This window comes from Pseudomonas sp. WS 5146, from assembly GCF_012985495.1.
In the GTDB taxonomy this organism is placed as follows: Bacteria; Pseudomonadota; Gammaproteobacteria; order Pseudomonadales; family Pseudomonadaceae; genus Aquipseudomonas; species Aquipseudomonas edaphica.
Genome location: NZ_JAAQWL010000004.1, coordinates 224,682 through 245,491 on the forward strand (window position 1 = coordinate 224,682; position 20,810 = coordinate 245,491).

The following is a 20,810-nucleotide window of genomic DNA, read 5'->3' on the forward strand; positions in this document are numbered from 1 at the left end:
CAGGGGGCGAAGTTTACCTTCTACGGCGGCAAAGGTGCAGGGCTGCGTGTCGGGCGGTGCTTATGTCGCAAAGGCAGGCGCACTGCCGAAAACAATCTATGGCTGCTGTGGGAGCTGGCTTGCCTGCGATGGCATCACCGCGGTATTACCCATACACCGCGGTGCTGGCATCGCAGGCAAGCCAGCCCCCACATTGCTTGGGGGCAACCCTGGAATCCAAGGAGGTCAACCCGCATCATGAAAGACGCCACCATTGCATTGCACCACGGCTTCAAGTCGGACCCGACCACCAAGGCCGTCGCCGTGCCGATCTACCAGAACGTCGCCTTCGAGTTCGATAATGCCCAGCATGGCGCCGACCTGTTCAATCTGGACGTGCCCGGCAACATCTACACACGCATCATGAACCCGACCAACGACGTGCTGGAGCAGCGCATTGCCGCCCTTGAAGGCGGTATCGCCGCCCTGGCCGTGTCGGCCGGTAGCGCGGCGATTAACTATGCAATCCAGACCCTCACCCGTGCGGGCGACAATATCGTCACCACGCCCCAGCTTTACGGCGGCACCTACACCTTGTTCGCCCACTTGCTGCCAAGCTTTGGCGTCGACGTGCGCTTCGCCCGCGACGACTCTGCCCAGGCCATCGCCGAACTGATCGACGACAACACCAAGCTGGTCTACTGCGAAAGCATCGGCAACCCGGCAGGCAATATTATCGACATTGAAGCCCTGGCCGATGTCGCCCATGCGCGCGGCGTACCGCTGATGGTGGATAACACCGTGGCCACGCCGATCCTGTGCAAGCCGATTCAGTTCGGCGCCGACATCGTGGTGCACTCGGTCACCAAGTACGTGGGTGGCCATGGCAACTCCCTGGGCGGTGTAATCGTCGACAGCGGCACCTTCCCCTGGACCCGATACCCGGAAAAATTCCCCGGCCTCAACCAACCGGAGCCGGCCTACCACGGGGTGGTCTACACGGAAAAGTTCGGCCCCGCCGCCTTCATTGCCCGCACCCGCACCGTGCCGTTGCGCAACACCGGGGCTGCGCTGGCGCCAATGAATGCATTTTTGTTGCTGCAAGGCCTGGAAACCCTGGCCTTGCGCATGGAGCGCCATACCGAAAACGCGCTGAAGGTTGCGCAATTCCTGCAAGGCCACGCCGAGGTGGAATGGGTCAGCTACGCCGGGCTGCCGGACCACCCGCACCACGCCTTGGCGCAGAAATACATGCAGGGCAAACCCTCGGCGATCCTGTCATTCGGCTTGAAGGGCGGCTATGACGCCGGCGTGCGTTTCTACGATGCGCTGCAAATCTTCAAGCGGCTGGTGAATATTGGCGATGCCAAATCCCTGGCCTGCCACCCCGCGTCCACCACTCACCGGCAGATGAACGAGCAGGAACAGGCCAAGGCCGGCGTGAAGCCGGAGATGATTCGCCTGTCGGTCGGCATCGAGGCGATTGAAGACCTGATCGAGGACCTGCAGCAGGCCCTGGCTTCAACTCAACTCTGAAGCCAGATAATCCGCCAGCGCTTGAGGGCTGACGTCGGGCCTGCGCGAAAAGTAGGCGACCTTGTGCCGCAAGGTCGCAGGCCTGAGCGCGGTGTAGAGGTCCGGGCGCTGTTCTTCGAGCCATTGCAGCAGGTTGCCGATCAGCACCTGCGGCGAGTGCTCGGCCAAGTGCTCAAGCAGCGACGCCGGCACTTGCCACCATGGGCTGGCCTTGGCTGCCGTGGCCGGGCCGGTGCTGACGGCCAGCGGCTGGCCATTGATCAGGTAACGCTGAAACACCGGCAACACGCGTGCGGCCTCATCGCCGAGCTTCTGCAGAATGGGCAGCCACTGAGCGCCATCCCAAAAACGCAAAAACACCGCCTGCTCATCCGGCAACCACACTTTGGTCAGGCCTTGCAGGTGCGCAGCCACCGTCTCCGGCGGGCTGGACGAGACCGCGAGCCAACCCCAGTCCGTTGCCTCGGCGCTGGCGACCCAATCAAGGAAGGCACTGCCCGGCTCAACAATGCCCACATAAGGCATGACGTCGACCCATTCGGCGTAAGCCGTACCGGCCCATATCGAATGCGGCAATTTCCTCGGTGCCAGGGTTTGCCATGCATTAAGCGGCCTGGCTTCGCTGGCGCTGCCCAACACTGCGTAGAGGCGCTCCTCGGGCTGTAGTGGCCACTGTGCGAGCCAGGCGCTGGGAACCATGGACTGAGACATCGGGATAAATTCCATTTAAGGGTGAGAGTGTCCGGGGATATCACACTGGCCGTTCTTGCAGCGCTCACACTCCTCGCAAAACGGCGCACTGCGCTTGAGGCTGGCAACCTGTACGCCACTGAGTGGTGCAGCAACAGCCGCTGACAACGTTTCGGTAAGACCCGGCATCAACGGCATCGGCACGGCAGCGGGCGCACCGCCAACCTGGATCGGCACACTGCTGAAAATTCCGGCGGCCGACAGCGTGATCGATTGCCCTCCGGCCTGGATTGTCACGCTGGCGCCCGCATCGATGACCACGCTTTGCCCGGCGCCGATCTGGATGGTCCGCCCGGCCCGCACCTGCTGCGAGCCAGCGACGACCAGATGATCATCCTGCTTGAGTTCCGCGAGGCGATTGCCATGGGTGATGCGCTGCTCTTCACCCAACAGCTCGTGATGCGATTCGCCACCCACCTTGAGCCGACGCTGGTTATCCACCTGCACGTGCTGGTCATGCAGTACGTGCTGGGTCCAGTCGCGCTGGGCGCGCAGGTAAATCTCCTCGGCGCCCTTGCGATCCTCGATACGCAGCTCGTTGTAACCTCCGCCGCCCGGGGTGCTTTGGCTTCGGAACAGGCTGCGGGTCTTTTCCGCCGGCAGGTCAAGGGGCAACAGATTCGCCGCGTTGGGCAGGCAGCCCATCACCAGCGGCATATCCACGTCGCCATTGACGAAGCCCACCAGCACCTCCATGCCGACCCGCGGGATCAGCACCGCACCGTAACGGTCGTGAGCCCAGCCGCTGGCTACCCGCAGCCAGCAACTGGAGTACTCGTTGTGTTCGCCGTCGCGATCCCAGGCCATCTGCACTTTGACGCGACCGTATTCGTCGCAATGGACCTCAGCGTCGGCAGGCCCGGTGACCACTGCGTTCTGGTAGCCCGATATTTGCGGGCGGGACATGATCAGCGGCGTTCGAAACGGCACATCCCAAGGTGTGACGACAAACTCATTGTGGTAGCCGGGGGAGACGCCATCGTCATAAGTGTCAGGCGCAGATTCCTCAAGGACCTGAGGCTGTTGCCCTGAATGGTACAACCGGGTAACCAACCACAAATTATTCCATTCCGGACGAGGGTGCCCGGTCATCTTCAGGAACTGCCCAGTGGACAAGGCCGGCTGGTCACCACTGCCGCTGGCTTGGCGAAAGTCACTGCGATGACGCTCAAGCACCCGTTGCGCCAAGTACTTGCCATGGGCTCGATCAGTGAAGTGCCCAGGGTAGTACTGCTCATTCAGCACAGGCTGTTGCCCGCTGGATGCCGCGCTTTCCAGGACCAGACCGGGCTTTTTGAAATCATAATCGCGCACGCTTACGCCGGTGGTGCGGGTCTCCAACCGCAGGATGAAGTGCTTGATCGCAGGGGCCCCGGCCACCATGGCGGAACCGGCCGAGTAGGGAGTGGCTTGGTCTGGCTGGGTGAACACGCTTTGGTCATCGCCAAACACCAACAGATGGCGTTCGGGGCTGTGCTGGAAGTGATAGTGAATGCCCGACTCCACGCACAAGCGCTGAATGAACGCCAGATCGGTTTCGCCGAACTGAACACAGTACTCACGCTCGGGGTATTGCCCACTCAGCTGAAACGCAAAGGCATCACCCTGGATACCCTGTGCCTCCAGTGCCAGCGCAATGATCTGCGGCACGGTTTTTTTCTGAAAGATCCGCTGGTGCGTGCTGTGTTCCAGGTAAGCCAACTGCGGCACCAGGGTGATCTGGTAACGGGTCAGGCGCTTGCCGGAATCGCCTTGCGCCACCCGGTACACCTGGCCATGAACGCCGTGCCCTTGCGTATCAAACCCCAGGAACGCCTGACGGTGCAGGAGGCTATCGAGGTCCAGGTCGGGTTGTTCGCTCACCAGCTCAAGGTCAAAACGAAAAGGCAGGCTGATAAATTCATCACCCGAAAACCCTCGAACCTTGAGTTCACTGGGCTGCCCATCAAGGGTCAGGTTAAAGGCACTTTGATTGGCAAGAGCAAACATCCGGTGTCTCTCCGCAAGGGGTGGGCGAGCGATTCTGCACCAGCTTTTCACCCACCAGAGCACACCACAGACAAATCAGTAAGCTCCTACACCCTGGGTGCCGGATTCTTCATGTATCTGGCGTCGAAGGCACGCCAAGGCCGTGCTAGCGTAATAGCTCCTCCTCACCGGATCACTGGAAAAAGCATGGCCACCCGCTACGCAAAAATCATCCTGACCCTGGCCCTCGCCGCCTTCGCCACCCTGGTTGCGTTCAACAACATCACGGACTACGGCTCCAACTTCGCCTTCGTCCAACATGTGTTGAGCATGGACACCACCTTCCCGAACAACGCCGCCATGTATCGGGCAATCACGACGCCGTGGATGTGGCACGCGGCCTACGTGCTGATCATTCTCGGCGAGGCGCTCACCGCTGTACTGCTGGCGCGGGGCGTGCTATCGCTATGGCGCGCGCGGCATGCAGGCGGGAGCGAATTCAACCGCGCCAAGGCAGGTGCAACAGCCGGCCTGACCCTCGGCTTTGTGGTGTGGTTTTTTGGCTTTATGGTGGTCGGCGGTGAATGGTTTCTGATGTGGCAGTCCCATCAGTGGAACGGCCAGGAAGCGGCATTCAAGTTCTACATGGCGATCCTGGGCGTGCTGATTTTTCTCAATCAGCCGGATGCTGGCTGAACTGGCAGCGGGACGCGGAGCGTCCGGGGTGGCATTCCCACGCGGAGCATGGGAACGATCAAAACGATCAAAAAAAGGCCCGCTATCCTAAGGATGCGGGCCTTTTTTCTAACGCAATTGGCGCTTACCGCCCACCGAGTTACTTGTTGAGGTTGTAGTCTTTTTCCGCTGCATCAAAACGCTCGACCATACCCGCAGTCGGTGCGCCCATCTTGCTCACGAAATAGATCGCCAGGCTGGCGAAGATAAAGCCCGGGATGATTTCGTACAGGCCCAGCAGATTGAAGTGCTTCCACACGATCACGGTGATCGCGCCGACCAGAATACCGGCCAGTGCGCCGTTACGGGTCATGCCTTTCCAGATCACCGAGATCAGCACCACAGGGCCGAACGCAGCGCCGAAGCCTGCCCAGGCGTAGCTCACCAGGCCCAGTACGCGGTTGTCCGGGTTGGCGGCCATGGCGATGGCGATCAGGGCCACCAACAGCACCATCGCGCGACCCACCCACACCAGCTCAACCTGGGAGGCGTTTTTGCGCAGGAAGGTTTTGTAGAAGTCTTCGGTCAGCGCGCTGGAGCACACCAACAGTTGGCAGCTCAGGGTGCTCATCACCGCCGCCAGGATGGCCGACAGCAGCACGCCCGCGATCCATGGGTTGAACAGCAGCTTGGCCAGCTCGATAAACACACGCTCGTGGTTCTCGGTGACAGGACCGGCCACTTCCGGGTGCGCGGAGAAGTAAGCAATACCGAAGAAGCCCACCGCCACGGTGCCGGCGAGGCACAGGATCATCCAGGTCATGGAGATGCGACGCGCCTTGGCGATCGACTTCACCGAATCCGCCGCCATGAAACGCGCGAGGATATGCGGCTGGCCGAAGTAACCCAGGCCCCAGCCCATCAGCGAGATGATGCCGATGAAACTGGTGTTTTTGAGCATGTTGAAGTTGTCGGGGTTCTTGGCTTCGATCGCCAGGAACGTGGTGTCGACACCACCGGTGGCCAGCAGCACGATGATTGGCGTGAGGATCAGCGCGAAGATCATCAGCGTAGCTTGCACAGTGTCGGTCCAGCTGACCGCCAGGAAGCCACCCACGAAGGTGTAGGCGATGGTCGCCGCAGCACCGGCCCACAGCGCGGTCTCGTAGGACATGCCGAAGGTGCTTTCAAACAGACGGGCGCCCGCCACGATGCCGGACGCGCAGTAGATGGTGAAGAACACCAGGATCACTACCGCAGAGATGATCCGCAGCAGGCCGCTTTTATCTTCGAAACGGCTGGAGAAGTAATCCGGCAGCGTCAGGGCGTCGCCGTTGTGCTCGGTCTGCACCCGCAGGCGACCGGCCACGAACAGCCAGTTGAGGTAGGCACCGACGATCAGGCCGATGGCAATCCAGCTTTCCGACAGGCCGGACATGTAGATCGCGCCCGGCAAGCCCATCAGCAACCAGCCGCTCATGTCCGAGGCACCGGCCGACAAGGCCGTGACCACGCTACCGAGGCTGCGACCGCCGAGGATGTAATCAGAAAGGTTGTTGGTGGAGCGATAGGCCATGAAGCCGATCAGCACCATTGCTGCGATGTAGATCACGAATGTGATCAGGGTTGGATTGCTAACGCTCATAGGAGTGACGCCCTGGCTTTGTTTTTATGTAGCAGCGGTCTGGCAGACGGCCACCCATTGGTAACGGGTAGACGATACGGCGAGCCGCGCATTTATGACTGGCGTTTCCCCAGGAAAGCCGCCAGCCGATGAACCGACCCTTGCGAGTGGTTGCACCTTGGGCGCGAATGCTATTCAACAAAGCAAATAAGGTGCAACCAGTTTCTTGAGATTAAGTTGCACCTTGATATGTTTTCGCGAAAATACCGGGTTTTTGCTCCTTTTCGGAGCAAGAACAGCCGATTTTAGAAGTAAACGCACCAAGACGCAGCGTATTCCGTCGAGGGCCGGAATTTTTCCCGATCACGATCGAAAAATTCCTGAACAATTTGGGTTGCACCCGGTTGCACCTCTGCATGCGCAAAGCTAATCTTGCCGCCAGCAGATGCCACTCGGTAGTGGCACCCATGAGGATAAAAAGATGGCAACGACCACCCTTGGGGTCAAACTCGACGACCCGACCCGCGAACGCCTCAAGGCGGCCGCGACCTCCATTGATCGCACGCCGCACTGGCTGATCAAGCAGGCGATTTTCAATTACCTGGAGAAACTCGAGGGTGGTGCAACCCTGACCGAGCTCAATGGCTCGGGCAGCAAGGACGCTGAAGACGCCGGCGAAGTGCAACCTGACCACGCCCACCAGTGCTTCCTGGAGTTTGCCGAAAGCATTCTGCCGCAATCGGTATTGCGCGCCTCGATCACCGCCGCTTACCGCCGCCCGGAGCCGGAAGTGGTGCCGATGCTGATCGAGCAGGCGCGCCTGCCGCAGCCAATGGCCGAGGCCACCAACAAGCTGGCCGCCTCGATTGCCGAAAAACTGCGCAACCAAAAAAGCGCTGGCGGCCGTGCCGGTATTGTTCAGGGCTTGCTGCAAGAATTCTCCCTGTCGTCCCAGGAAGGCGTAGCGCTGATGTGCCTGGCCGAAGCGCTGCTGCGCATCCCGGACAAGGGCACCCGCGACGCGCTGATCCGCGACAAGATCAGCACCGGCAACTGGCAGCCGCACTTGGGCAACAGCCCATCGCTGTTCGTTAACGCGGCCACCTGGGGCTTGCTGCTGACCGGCAAACTGGTCGCCACCCATAACGAAGCGGGCTTGACCTCGTCCCTGAGCCGCATCATCGGCAAGAGCGGCGAGCCGATGATCCGCAAGGGCGTCGACATGGCCATGCGCCTGATGGGCGAGCAGTTCGTCACCGGCGAAACCATCGCCGAAGCCCTGGCCAATGCGAGCAAGTTCGAAGCCAAGGGTTTCCGCTATTCCTACGACATGCTCGGTGAAGCCGCGCTGACCGAACACGACGCCCAGAAGTACCTGGCCTCGTACGAACAAGCCATTCACTCCATCGGCAAAGCCTCCCACGGCCGTGGGATTTATGAAGGCCCGGGCATCTCCATCAAACTCTCGGCACTGCACCCGCGTTACAGCCGTGCGCAGTACGAGCGCGTGATGGACGAGCTGTACCCGCGCCTGCTGTCGCTGACCTTGCTGGCCAAGCAATACGACATCGGCCTGAACATCGACGCCGAAGAGGCCGACCGCCTGGAGCTGTCGCTCGACCTGCTGGAACGCCTGTGCTTCGAGCCGCAACTGACCGGCTGGAACGGCATCGGCTTCGTGATCCAGGCCTACCAGAAGCGTTGCCCGTATGTGATCGACTACGTGATCGACCTGGCACGCCGCAGCCGCCATCGCCTGATGATCCGCCTGGTAAAAGGCGCGTACTGGGACAGCGAAATCAAACGCGCCCAGGTCGAAGGCCTGGAAGGCTACCCGGTGTACACCCGCAAGGTGTACACCGACGTTTCCTACATTGCCTGCGCACGCAAACTGCTGTCGGTGCCGGAAGTCATCTACCCGCAGTTCGCCACGCACAACGCCCACACGCTGTCGGCCATTTACCATATCGCCGGTCAAAACTATTACCCCGGCCAGTACGAGTTCCAGTGCCTGCACGGCATGGGCGAACCGCTGTACGAGCAGGTTGTAGGCAAGGTTTCCGAGGGCAAGCTGAACCGTCCGTGCCGCGTGTACGCTCCGGTCGGCACCCACGAAACATTGCTGGCGTACCTGGTGCGTCGCCTGCTGGAAAACGGCGCCAACACCTCATTCGTCAACCGCATTGCCGACCATACCATTTCGATTCAGGAGCTGGTGGCCGACCCAGTGGCCAACATCGAGCAGATGGCCACGCTGGAAGGCGGCTTCGGCCTGCCGCACCCGCGTATCCCGCTGCCGCGTGACCTGTATGGCAGCGACCGCGCCAACTCGGCCGGTATCGACCTGGCCAACGAACATCGCTTGGCGTCGCTGTCTTGCGCACTGTTGGCCACCGCGCACAACAACTGGAAAGCCGCGCCGATGCTGGGCTGCGCTTCCAGTAATGAAGCCGCTGCAGCGGTGCTGAACCCGTCCGATCTGCGTGATGTGGTGGGCCATGTACAGGAAGCCACCGTCGAAGACGTCGACAATGCGATCCAGTGCGCGATCAACGCCGGCCCGATCTGGCAGGCCACGCCGCCCGCCGAACGTGCCGCGATCCTGGAGCGCGCCGCCGACTTGATGGAAGGCGAGATCCAGCCGCTGATGGGCCTGCTGGCCCGTGAAGCCGGCAAAACCTTCGCCAACGCCATCGCCGAAGTGCGCGAAGCCGTGGACTTCCTGCGTTACTACGCGGTGCAGGCGCGCAACGATTTCACCAACGATGCCCACCGCCCCCTCGGGCCAGTGGTCTGCATCAGCCCGTGGAACTTCCCGCTGGCAATCTTCAGCGGTCAAGTGGCCGCTGCACTGGCCGCCGGTAACCCGGTACTGGCCAAGCCAGCCGAACAAACCCCACTGGTGGCCGCACAGGCCGTGCGTATCCTGCTCGAAGCCGGTATCCCGGAAGGCGTGCTGCAACTGCTGCCGGGCCAGGGCGAAACCGTCGGTGCCCGTCTGGTCGGTGATGATCGCGTCAAAGGCGTGATGTTTACCGGTTCCACCGAAGTGGCGCGCCTGCTGCAACGCAATGTCGCCGGTCGCCTGGATGCCCAGGGCCGCCCGATCCCGCTGATCGCCGAAACCGGTGGCCAGAACGCGATGATCGTCGATTCTTCGGCGCTCACCGAACAAGTGGTGATCGACGTCGTTTCCTCGGCCTTCGACAGCGCTGGCCAGCGTTGCTCGGCCCTGCGCGTACTGTGCCTGCAGGAAGATTCGGCAGACCGCGTGATCGAAATGCTCAAGGGCGCCATGGCTGAATGCCGCCTGGGTAACCCGGAGCGCCTGTCGGTGGATATCGGCCCGGTGATCGACGCCGAAGCCAAGGCCGGCATCGAGAAACACATCCAGGCCATGCGCGACAAAGGCCGCAACGTGTACCAGGTGGCGATCGCCGACGGCGAAGAGATCAAGCGCGGCACCTTCGTGATGCCAACCCTGATCGAGCTGGAAAGCTTCGACGAACTGCAACGCGAGATCTTCGGCCCGGTACTGCACGTGGTGCGCTACAAGCGCAAAGAGATCGACCAGCTTATCGGCCAGATCAATGCCTCCGGCTACGGCCTGACCCTGGGCGTGCACACGCGCATCGACGAGACCATCGCCAAGGTGATCGACAACGTGCATGCCGGTAACGTCTATGTGAACCGCAACATCGTCGGTGCCGTGGTCGGCGTGCAGCCGTTTGGCGGCGAAGGCCTGTCGGGCACTGGCCCGAAAGCTGGCGGCCCGCTGTACCTGTACCGCCTGCTGTCGACTCGCCCTACGGATGCCATCGAGCAATCCTTCGTGCGCGGCGACAAGCTGGCTGCACCGGACGTGCGCCTGCGCGACGCCATGAGCCAACCGCTGACCACCCTGAAAACCTGGGCCGACAGCAACACGTTCAGTGACCTGAGCGCCCTGTGCAGCCAGTTTGCCGCACAGTCGCAAAGCGGTATCACCCGCCAACTGGCCGGCCCGACCGGCGAGCGCAACAGCTATGCCATCCTGCCCCGCGAGCACGTGTTGTGCCTGGCGGAAGTGGAAGGCGACCTGCTGACGCAACTGGCGGCGGTATTGGCGGTTGGTGGTTCGGCGGTATGGCCGGAAACTGACCTGACCAAAGCCTTGTTCCCACGCCTGCCGAGGGAAGTTCAGGCGAAGATCAAGCGTGTGGCTGACTGGACCAAGGATGAGGTGGTGTTCGACGCCGTTGTGCACCACGGTGATTCCGACCAACTGCGTGCGGTGTGCCAGCAAGTGGCGCAGCGCGGTGGCGCGATTGTCGGGGTGCACGGCTTGTCGCAAGGTGAGACGGCGATTGCGCTGGAGCGCCTGGTGATCGAGCGGGCGTTGAGCGTTAACACGGCTGCGGCGGGTGGTAACGCGAGCCTGATGACTATCGGTTAACTCATGTGGGAGCTGGCTTGCCTGCGATAGCGGTGGGCCAGTGACTTAGATGTCAGCTGGCACGGCCTCATCGCGGGCAAGCCAGCTCCCACATTGACCGCATCCAACCTTTCGCCCGCGTTCTGCCCCTCCATCACGCAAATCAATCTTGCTATCCAGCCTTTATTCGCGCACTTAGACTCAGGCCATTCCCTTCAAAGGTAAGCCGACATGTCCGAGACGCTGCTCAGTTCCCGCAATCTGGCTTTCGAGCTGTACGAAGTCCTCGATGCCGAGGGCCTGACCCAGCGCGAGCGGTTTGCCGAGCACAACCGTGAAACCTTCGACGCCGCCATCAGCACGGCGCGCAGCATTGCCGAGAAGTATTTCGCGCCGCACAACCGCAAAAATGACGAGAACGAACCGCGCTACGAAGATGGCCAGGCGATCCTGATCCCTGAAGTCAAACCCGCTGTGGACGCTTTTCTGCAAGCGGGCTTTCTGAACGCTGCCCGCAGTTTCGAAGCCGGGGGCATGCAGTTGCCTACCCTGCTCTCCCAAGCCTGTTTCGCGCACTTTCAGTCGGCCAACGCAGCGTCAACGTCCTACCCGTTCCTGACCATGGGCGCCGCCAACCTGATCGAAAGCTTCGGCACCGAGGCGCAAAAACAGCGCTTCCTGCAGCCGATGATCGAAGGCCGCTTCTTCGGCACCATGGCCCTCACCGAGCCACATGCCGGCTCGTCGCTGTCGGATATTCGTACCCGCGCAGAGCCTGCGTCCGACGGCACGTATCGACTCAAGGGCAACAAGATCTTCATCTCCGGCGGCGACCACCCGCTGTCGGAAAACATCGTGCATATGGTGCTGGCCAAGCTGCCGGACGCGCCGCCTGGGGTGAAGGGCATTTCGCTGTTTATCGTGCCCAAGTTCCTGGTCAACGAGGATGGCAGCCTGGGCGCGCGTAACGACGTGCTGCTGGCCGGGCTGTTTCACAAGATGGGCTGGCGGGGCACCACGTCCACAGCGCTTAACTTCGGCGATAACGGCAACTGCGTCGGCTATCTGGTGGGCAAACCCCATCAGGGCTTGAGTTGCATGTTCCAGATGATGAACGAGGCACGCATCGGCGTGGGCATGGGTGCGGTGATGCTGGGTTACGCCGGCTACCTCTATTCACTGGAATACGCCCGCGAACGCCCGCAAGGTCGCCTGCCTGACAGCAAAGACCCGAGCACCGCGCCGGTTTCGATTATCCAGCACGCCGATATCAAGCGCATGCTGTTGACCCAGAAAGCCTATGTGGAAGGTGCCTTCGACCTGGGCCTGTACGCGGCTCGGTTGTTTGACGACACCACCACGCTGGAAACCGAAGTCGAGCGCAAGCACGCCCACGAACTGCTCGACCTGCTCACGCCCATCGTCAAATCCTGGCCATCGGAGTTCTGCCTCAAGGCCAACGAACTGGCGATCCAGATCCTCGGCGGCCACGGCTACACCCGCGAATACCCGGTGGAGCAGTACTACCGCGATAACCGCCTGAACCCGATCCATGAAGGCACCCACGGCATCCAGTCCCTGGATTTGCTCGGGCGCAAGCTCGCGCAAAACGGCGGCGCGGGCTTGAAGCAACTGGTCCGCCTGATCGCCGAAACCGGCGCTCGGGCTCAGGAATACGCCTCACTGACGGCCCTGCGCGAACCGCTGGAGCAATTGGTCAGCCGCCTGCAAAGCGTGACGATTGGCCTGCTGACGGATCTCGCCCACGGCAAGGTCAACAGCAGCCTGGCGAACTCGGCACTGTACTTGAAGGTGTTCGGGCACACGGTGATTGGCTGGCGCTGGCTGGAGCAGGCGATTCGCGCCGAGGAAGGTTTGGCCAAGGGGAATGCGGCCGATGTGGCCTTTTATAAAGGCAAGCTCCAGGCCGCCCGGTACTTCCTGACCTGGGAAGTACCGAGCTGCCATCATGAACTGGCGATTCTGGAGGCACGCGATGACACGTGCCTGGGCATGCAGGACGCGTGGTTCTAAGGCGTTCCGATCGCCTTGGATATCACTTCGACCGTGGCGCTGACTTGCTCTTGGTAACGGTCGAGTTCCTGCTGGTGATGCTTTTGCATGTCGATCTGCTCGGCGCACAGGTTCAGCGCAGCCAGTACCAATAATTTGTCACCGATCAGGGTCGGGTACTTTTTCTTGGTGGTGGCCAGGGAGGCCTTGAGCATGGTCACGGCGTGCATCAGGGTTTGATCCTCCCCTTGCGGCGCCTTGATCGAGTAATCCTCTCCGAGAATCGAAACGACCTTTATCCCTTCATTCATGCGCCGACAGGCCCTGCGCTCACACGCTCAACCAGCGCCTGGATACGCGCGGCGGTGGCGCCATGTTTTTCTTCCTGTTCCATCAGGTTCAGTTGCAGGCTGTCGTTTTCATCCTTGGCGCGGGCCAGTTCCGCCTTCAGGGCTTCATTGCTGCCGAGCAGGTCTTGGTTTTGTTGTACGAGGTCAGTGACCAGCTGTTCAAGCTGGCTGAGGGATGCTTCTAACATTTTGATTTCTCGGGCATTTTCAAAGGGCGGTGACGATAAAGAAAATTCACCTCGGATGCCAGGGTTATCCCCGGCAGGCAGCCCGTTTTTTAAGGGCCGGGCCGCACTTTCGAGCCTTAGTGACTGCATTTACCCGATCTGGTTCCTGAATCCGTCCAACCCCTCGTCAGATGCGACAAAAGCGCGCGCCCCCTTAAGACTTTAGTCGCATGGCCGATACGCAATGCACACCTCGTCTCATGGCCGCACGGATCGCGCTTCTCCCCAGGACTCCCGCATGTCTCTTCGTAATATGAATATCGCTCCGAGGGCTTTCCTTGGCTTTGCGTTTATTGGCGCGCTGATGTTGTTTCTCGGTGTGTTCGCCTTGAACCAGATGAGCAAAATTCGCGCAGCCACCGAAGACATCACCCAGTCCAGCGTGCCGAGCATTCGCGCCCTCGACGAATTCACCCAGCTGACCCTGCGCCTGCGCGTGCTGTCGTACCGCCTGCTGACCAACCGCGAGCCGGACGTGCAGCAAAAAACCCTGGAAGCCTTTGAGCTGCGCAACCAGCAGATTCGTGCCGCCCAAGGCGTCTACGAAAAACTTATAGAAAGCAGCGAAGAGCGCGCCACCTACAACGAATACGTACGTTTGCTCGGCCAGTACCATCAGATCGAGGAGCGCATGAAGAGCCTGTCACGCGCCAACCAGATTGATGAGCTGCGCGCCTTGCTCAACACCGAATTACTGAGTAATTCCGAGCAAGTCAACACAGTGCTGACACGCCTGCTGGACATCAACAACAAGATGGCCAACGCCACCAATCAGCAAGCCAAAGACCAATACGACATGGCGTTTGACTTGGTAGTGGGCCTGCTGATCATTGCCACGGCGCTGACCTTGCTGTTCGCCTGGCTGCTGACCCGCAGCATCACGCTGCCCATTGCCCAGGCCCTGGAAGCCGCCGAAGAAGTCGCTGAAGGCAACCTCACACGCCCGATCAAGGTTGATGGCAACGATGAAGCCGGCCGCCTGCTCGCTGCCATGGCCAAGATGCAGGACAAGCTGCGCGACACCCTGCAACGCATCGCTGGCTCCGCGACCCAGCTTGCGTCCGCGGCAGAAGAACTGAATGCCGTCACCGACGAAAGTGCCCGTGGCCTGACCCAGCAGAACAATGAAATCGAGCAAGCCGCCACCGCCGTCAACGAGATGACCAGTGCCGTTGAAGAAGTCGCGCGCAACGCGGTGAGCACCTCCGAAGCCTCGCGCAATGCCACCACCTCTGCCGGTGACGGCCGTGACCTGGTGCAGGAAACCGTCAGCGCCATCGAGCGCATGAGCGGCGATGTGCAAGCCACCGCCACCTTGATTGGCGACCTGGCCAATGAGTCCCGCGATATCGGCAAAGTGCTCGACGTGATTCGCGGCCTGGCCGACCAGACCAACCTGCTGGCCCTGAACGCCGCGATTGAAGCGGCGCGCGCCGGTGAAGCCGGTCGTGGGTTTGCCGTGGTGGCCGATGAAGTGCGCGCGCTGGCCCATCGCACCCAGCAGTCGACCAGCGAGATCGAGCGGATGATCGGCAGCATTCAGGCCGGCACCGAGCATGCGGTGGATTCGATGCGCAACAGCACCGAACGTGCGGAGTCGACGTTGAACATCGCCAAAGGCGCGGGAATGTCGCTGGACACCATCAACACTGCGATTGTGGAGATCAACGAACGCAACCTGGTGATCGCCAGCGCGGCCGAAGAGCAGGCGCAAGTGGCGCGGGAAGTGGACCGTAACCTGGTGAATATTCGTGATTTGTCGGTGCAGTCGGCCACGGGTGCCAGCCAGACCAGTGCGGCGAGCAGTGAGTTGTCGCGCTTGGCGGTGGACCTGAATGGGATGGTGGGGCGCTTCAGGCTCTAACTGACACCAGTGATCCCTTGTGGGAGCTGGCTTGCCTGCGATAGCAATCTAACAGTCAATAACCCCAGTGACTGATACACCGCTATCGCAGGCAAGCCAGCTCACACATTGACAGCGGACGCAGAGCGTCCAACGAGGCATTCCCACGCAGAGCGTGGGAACGATCTTTTGACAGCACAGCAATTCAACAGGTTAGAATCGCTGGCACGCAGACTGCATGGTCAGTTTGCGCCCCGTCTTCCCCGCTCTGGAGTACTGCCTTTGAATGCAACGACCATCAACAGCCTGTTCTTGATCGGCGCGTTGCTGGTGGGTGCGAGCATTCTGGTGAGTTCTCTTTCCTCGCGCTTAGGGATCCCGATTCTGGTGATCATCCTGGCGGTGGGCATGGCCGCCGGCGTCGATGGCGGCGGCATCATCTTCGATAACTACCCAACCGCGTACCTGGTGGGCAACCTCGCATTGGCCGTCATCCTGCTCGACGGCGGTTTGCGCACACGGGTGGCGAGTTTTCGCGTGGCACTCTGGCCGGCGTTGTCGCTGGCCACGGTGGGGGTGTTGATCACCACCGGCCTCACCGGCATGGCGGCGGCCTGGCTGTTCGACCTCAATATCATCCAAGGCTTGCTGATCGGCGCGATTGTCGGCTCCACGGACGCCGCAGCCGTGTTCTCACTGCTGGGCGGCAAGGGCCTGAACGAGCGGGTCACCGCCAGCCTGGAAATCGAATCCGGCAGCAACGACCCGATGGCGGTATTCCTCACCGTCACCCTGATCGACATGCTGGCCAGCGGCCAGACCGGCCTGCACTGGAGCTTGCTGGCTCACCTGATTCGCGAATTCGGCATCGGCGGCATCGTCGGCCTGGGCGGTGGCTGGCTGATGCTGCAAATGGTCAACCGCATCAACCTGGCCACCGGCCTGTACCCGATCCTGGTGATCGCCGGTGGCCTGGTGGTGTTCGCCCTGACCAATGCCCTGCACGGCAGCGGCTTCCTCGCCGTGTACCTGTGCGGGCTGGTGATCGGCAACCGCCCGGTGCGCAGCCGTCATGGCATTTTGCATATGCTCGATGGCATGGCGTGGCTGGCACAGATCGGCATGTTCCTGGTGCTGGGCCTGCTGGTCACACCCCATGACTTGCTGCCCATCGCCCTGCCGGCGCTGGGCCTGGCGCTGTGGATGATCCTGTTTGCGCGGCCGCTGTCGGTGATAGTCGGCCTGCTGCCGTTCAAGGCCTTCCACGGCCGCGAAAAAGCCTTTATCGCCTGGGTCGGCTTGCGCGGCGCGGTGCCGATCATTCTGGCGGTGTTCCCGCTGATGGCCGGCCTGCCGCACGCGCAGCTGTACTTCAACCTGGCATTCTTTATTGTGCTGGTGTCGCTGCTGGTGCAAGGCACCAGCCTGCCGTGGGTGGCCAAATTGCTGAAGGTCACCGTGCCGCCGGAACCGGCGCCCATCTCCCGCGCCGCGCTGGAAGTGCACGTCACCAGCGAGTGGGAGCTGTTCGTCTACCGCCTGGGCGCGGAAAAATGGTGCATCGGCGCCGCCCTGCGCGAGCTGAAAATGCCCGAAGGCACACGCATCGCCGCACTGTTCCGTGGCCAGCAACTGCTCCATCCGTCGGGTAGTACGGTGCTGGAAGTCGACGATTTACTCTGCGTGATCGGCCACGAACACAACCTGCCGGCCCTCGGCAAACTGTTCAGCCAGGCGCCGCAACGCGGCCTCGACCTGCGTTTCTTCGGCGATTTCGTGCTCGAAGGCGACGCCCAGCTGGGCGCGGTCTCCGCCCTGTACGGGCTTAAGCTCGACGGCATCGACCCGGATATGCCGCTCAGCAGCTTCATCACCCAGAAGGTCGGCGGCGCGCCCATCGTCGGCGACCAGGTGGAGTGGAACAACACAATCTGGACCGTCGCGGTCATGGACGGGAACAAGATCGGAAAAGTCGGCGTCAAATTCCCCGAAGGAAGTCGTCCAGGCCCTGGACTCTTCCTCTAAACTGCGAGGCTATGGCGCCACGCCACCAGCCTCTTTACCTTGCTCGACCGGTATCCATGACCCTACTGCGCACCTTTTTAGCCACTGCCCTGCTGGGCCTGACCCTCTGCGTGGGCAACGTCTACGCCGCCGACCCGCCCAGCACCGACGCCATCCAGCAAAGCCTGGACAAGCTGCCCGACCGCAAGCTGCCCGACGCCGACATGAAGGCGTTGCAGAGCATCCTGCAACAGACGTTGACGTACCTGGGCAACAAGCAGGATTACGAGCAGCGCCTGGCCGACCTCAAGCGCCAGCTGGCAGACGCCCCGCGCCAGACCACCGACAACCAGCGTGAATTGGTGCGGCTCAAGGCGACTAAAATTGTCCCCGTGGCCCAACGCTATGCCTCGCTGCCCGTGCCGCAACTTGAGCAATTGCTCGTGCAGCGCAGCACCCAGCAAGGCGACCTGCAAAAAGAGTTGGCCGACGCCAACAGCCTGACCATCGCCGCCCAGACCCGTCCAGAGCGCGCCCAGACCGAAATCAGCAGCAGCCAGACGCGCATCCAGCAGATCAATTCGATCCTCAAGGCTGGTAAAGACAACGGCAAAACCCTCAGCGGCGACCAGCGCAACCAATTGAATGCCGAACTTGCGGCCCTTAATGCCCTGATCCCGCTGCGCCGCCAGGAACTGGCCGGCAACAGCCAACTGCAAGACCTGGGCAACAGCCAGCATGACCTGGTGGTGGAAAAGACCGCGCGCCTGGAACAAGAGATCCAGGACCTGCAAACCCTGATCAACCAGAAACGCCTGGCCCAGTCCCAGCAGACCGTGACCCAGCAGTCCATCGAAGCGCAAAAGGCCGGCGGCAGCAGCCTGCTCGCGACCGAAAGCGCGGCCAACCTCAAGCTCTCCGACTACCTGCTCAAAAGCACTGACCGTCTCAATGACCTGACCCAGAAAAATCTGCAGACCAAGCAGCAACTGGACACCGTCACCCAAAGCGACTCGGCCCTGGACGAGCAGATCAATGTGCTCAAGGGCAGCCTGCTGCTCTCCAAAATCCTCTACAAACAAAAGCAGGCGCTGCCGCGTCTTACCGTCGACCGCAACCTGGCGGACGACATCGCCAACATTCGCCTGTACCAGTTCGAGGTCAACCAGCAACGCGAACTGATCAGTACGCCCAGCACCTATGTGGATAGCCTGCTGGCCAACCAGTCGCCGGATGACGTGACGCCACAATTGCGCCGCACTTTGCTGGAACTGGCGATCACTCGCAGCGACCTGCTCGAACGCCTGAGCCGTGAGCTGAGCGCGCTGCTGAACGAATCCATCACCCTGCAACTGAACCAGAAACAACTGCTCAGCACCGCCACCAACCTGCGCGCGACCCTCGACGAGCAAATGTTCTGGATCCCCAGCAACAAGCCGCTGGACACCGAGTGGCTGGAAACCGTGCCGGACCACCTGACCAAGCAAGTCACCACCCTGCCGTGGGCTTCGAGCGTCAGCGAACTGTATGACGGCCTGACCCAGCGCCCGCTGCTGTTCTTGCCGTTGCTGCTGTTGATTGGCGCACTGCTGTGGCGGCGTAAAGCCTTGTACGCGCGCCTGAAAAAGATCCACCTCGATATTGGCCACTTCAAGCGCGACAGCCAATGGCACACGCCGGTGGCCATCCTGGTGAATATCCTGCTGGCGCTGCCGGTGGCCCTGGCGCTGGCATTGTGCGGCTACGCGCTGCAAATCGACGCCCGCGGGCAAAACGCCAACTTGGGCGCGGCCTTGCTGCTGATCGCCCAAGCGTGGCTGGTGTTCTACACCGCCTACCGGATTCTCGCGCCGGGTGGCGTGGCCGAACTGCATTTCCGCTGGGAAAAGCCCCAGGTCGAGTTCCTCCAGGGCTGGATCCGCAAGCTCGGGCTGGTGGTGCTGGCGCTGGTAGCCGTAGTGGCCATCGCCGAACACCAGCCGGCCGCGCTGGCCGACGACGTGCTGGGTATCGCTGTGGTGCTGACCTGCTACGCGCTGATGGCCTGGCTGCTGAGTCGCCTGCTGCTGCACAGCCCGACCCACGAAAAAGCCTCATTGTTCCGTAAGGCCGTGGGCCTGGTGTTTACCGCCCTGCCCGTCGCGCTGTTTATCGCCGTGTGCTTTGGCTACTACTACACCGCGCTCAAACTCAGCGACCGGCTGATCAACACGCTGTACCTGCTGATGTTCTGGCTGGTCATCGAGGCCACCTTTGTCCGCGGCCTCGGCGTTGCTGCACGACGCCTGGCCTATGCCCGCGCCCTGGCCAAACGCCAGGCCGCCAAGGAAGCCGGCGACGGCGAAGCGGTGATCGAAGAACCGACCCTGGACATCGAGCAGGTCAACGAACAGTCCATGCGCCTGATCCGCCTGGCCTTGCTCGGCGGCTTTATCGCCGCGCTGTACTGGGTGTGGAAAGACCTGATCACTGTGTTCTCCTACCTGGACAACGTGACCCTCTACGAATACACCAGCGGCACTGGTGCCAATATCAGCATGGTGCCGATCAGCATCGGCGACTTGCTCGGCGCCTCGATCATCGTCGGCATCACCTTCGCCCTGGCGCGCAACCTGCCCGGCCTGCTCGAAGTACTGGTGCTGTCCAAGCTGGACCTGGCCCAAGGCAGCGCCTATGCCACGACCACCTTGCTGTCCTATGTGATCGCCGGCGTCGGTTTCGTCTCCACCTTGTCCACCCTCGGCGTGAGCTGGGACAAGTTGCAATGGCTGGTGGCGGCGCTGTCGGTGGGGTTGGGCTTTGGTATGCAGGAGATCTTCGCCAACTTTATCTCCGGCATCATGATCCTGTTCGAACGCCCGGTGCGCATCGGCGACACCATCACCATCGGCAACCTGTCGGGCACGGTGAGCAAGATCCGCATCCGCGCCACGACGATTACCGACTTCGACCGCAAGGACATCATTGTCCCGAACAAGACGTTTATCACCGGGCAACTGATCAACTGGTCACTGACCGACACCATCACCCGCGTCACCCTGAAACTGGGCGTGGACTACGGCTCTGATCTGGACCTGGTGAAGGAATTGCTGCTCAAGGCCGCGCGTGAAAACCCGCGCGTGCTGAAAGAACCCGAACCCCATGTGTACTTCCTCAACTTCGGCGAAAGCACCCTCGACCACGAACTGCGCATGCACGTGCGCGACCTGGGTGACCGCAACCCGGTGATCGACGAGGTGAACCGCTTTATCAACCGCGAGTTCAAGAACCACCACATCAACATCTCGTTCCGCCAGATGGAGGTCTACCTCAAGAACCTCCACGGCCAGGAATACAAACTGGTGGAAGTCGACGCACCGACCAAACCCGCCAACGACGGCGGCGTGCAAGAACCGCCGCCGAGCAAACTCGACTAAACGCCCTATCC

General features: G+C 61.5%; 11 protein-coding genes and 2 pseudogenes. 8 read left to right on the plus strand and 5 right to left on the minus strand.

The genetic code is table 11. The features are described from left to right. Positions 1-237 precede the first annotated feature (237 nt). Entirely contained in the window at positions 238-1,515 is a 1,278-nt protein-coding gene (locus tag HBO41_RS13245; RefSeq protein WP_169986555.1) for an O-acetylhomoserine aminocarboxypropyltransferase/cysteine synthase family protein, read from the plus strand. Here HBO41_RS13245 and HBO41_RS13250 read toward each other — a convergent pair. Then, the gene (locus HBO41_RS13250; protein WP_169986557.1) at positions 1,501-2,226 is read right to left on the minus strand and encodes a DUF4123 domain-containing protein; all 726 of its coding nucleotides are present in this window, start codon (positions 2,224-2,226) and stop codon (positions 1,501-1,503) included. The genes HBO41_RS13245 and HBO41_RS13250 overlap by 15 nt on opposite strands. 15 nt (positions 2,227-2,241) lie before the next feature. Beyond that, positions 2,242-4,254, minus strand: coding sequence for a type VI secretion system tip protein VgrG (locus tag HBO41_RS13255; protein ID WP_169986559.1), 2,013 nt, complete (start codon positions 4,252-4,254; stop codon positions 2,242-2,244). Between the two features lie 186 nt (positions 4,255-4,440). On the opposite strand from HBO41_RS13255, the gene HBO41_RS13260 reads away from it, so the two are divergent. Beyond that, complete coding sequence (locus HBO41_RS13260; RefSeq protein WP_169986561.1) at positions 4,441-4,929, plus strand: DUF2165 family protein; 489 nt, start codon at positions 4,441-4,443, stop codon at positions 4,927-4,929. Positions 4,930-5,068: 139 nt separating this feature from the next. On the opposite strand, the gene putP is transcribed toward HBO41_RS13260, so the two are convergent. Continuing rightward, positions 5,069-6,553, minus strand: a complete 1,485-nt coding sequence (gene putP / locus HBO41_RS13265; protein WP_017138528.1) for a sodium/proline symporter PutP — start codon at positions 6,551-6,553, stop codon at positions 5,069-5,071. Positions 6,554-7,013: 460 nt separating this feature from the next. Here putP and putA point away from each other — a divergent pair, with 460 nt between their 5' ends. Then, complete coding sequence (putA, locus tag HBO41_RS13270; RefSeq protein ID WP_017138529.1) at positions 7,014-10,967, plus strand: trifunctional transcriptional regulator/proline dehydrogenase/L-glutamate gamma-semialdehyde dehydrogenase; 3,954 nt, start codon at positions 7,014-7,016, stop codon at positions 10,965-10,967. A 210-nt stretch (positions 10,968-11,177) separates the two neighbouring features. After that, a complete protein-coding gene (locus HBO41_RS13275) occupies positions 11,178-12,980 on the plus strand; it encodes an acyl-CoA dehydrogenase (RefSeq protein WP_169986563.1) in 1,803 nt (600 codons plus the stop codon). On the opposite strand, the gene HBO41_RS13280 is transcribed toward HBO41_RS13275, so the two are convergent. Beyond that, positions 12,977-13,270 (minus strand): cell division protein ZapA, encoded by a 294-nt coding sequence (locus tag HBO41_RS13280; protein ID WP_017138531.1) that lies wholly within the window; start codon positions 13,268-13,270, stop codon positions 12,977-12,979. The genes HBO41_RS13275 and HBO41_RS13280 overlap by 4 nt on opposite strands. Continuing rightward, positions 13,267-13,497, minus strand: coding sequence for a hypothetical protein (locus HBO41_RS13285; protein WP_017138532.1), 231 nt, complete (start codon positions 13,495-13,497; stop codon positions 13,267-13,269). Before HBO41_RS13285 ends, HBO41_RS13280 begins: the two co-directional genes overlap by 4 nt. A gap of 343 nt (positions 13,498-13,840) precedes the next feature. Here HBO41_RS13285 and HBO41_RS29830 point away from each other — a divergent pair. The 4 genes and pseudogenes from HBO41_RS29830 to mscK form a co-directional block, all read left to right on the plus strand. After that, positions 13,841-14,497 (plus strand): annotated as a pseudogene (locus tag HBO41_RS29830) (MCP four helix bundle domain-containing protein); the annotation flags it as partial. A gap of 303 nt (positions 14,498-14,800) precedes the next feature. Further along, positions 14,801-15,400 (plus strand): annotated as a pseudogene (locus HBO41_RS29835) (methyl-accepting chemotaxis protein); the annotation flags it as partial. A gap of 261 nt (positions 15,401-15,661) precedes the next feature. After that, a complete protein-coding gene (locus HBO41_RS13295; RefSeq protein ID WP_169986567.1) occupies positions 15,662-17,404 on the plus strand; it encodes a potassium/proton antiporter in 1,743 nt (580 codons plus the stop codon). Positions 17,405-17,460: 56 nt separating this feature from the next. Further along, a complete protein-coding gene (mscK, locus tag HBO41_RS13300; RefSeq protein ID WP_017138535.1) occupies positions 17,461-20,799 on the plus strand; it encodes a mechanosensitive channel MscK in 3,339 nt (1,112 codons plus the stop codon). The last annotated feature ends 11 nt before the right edge of the window (positions 20,800-20,810 follow it).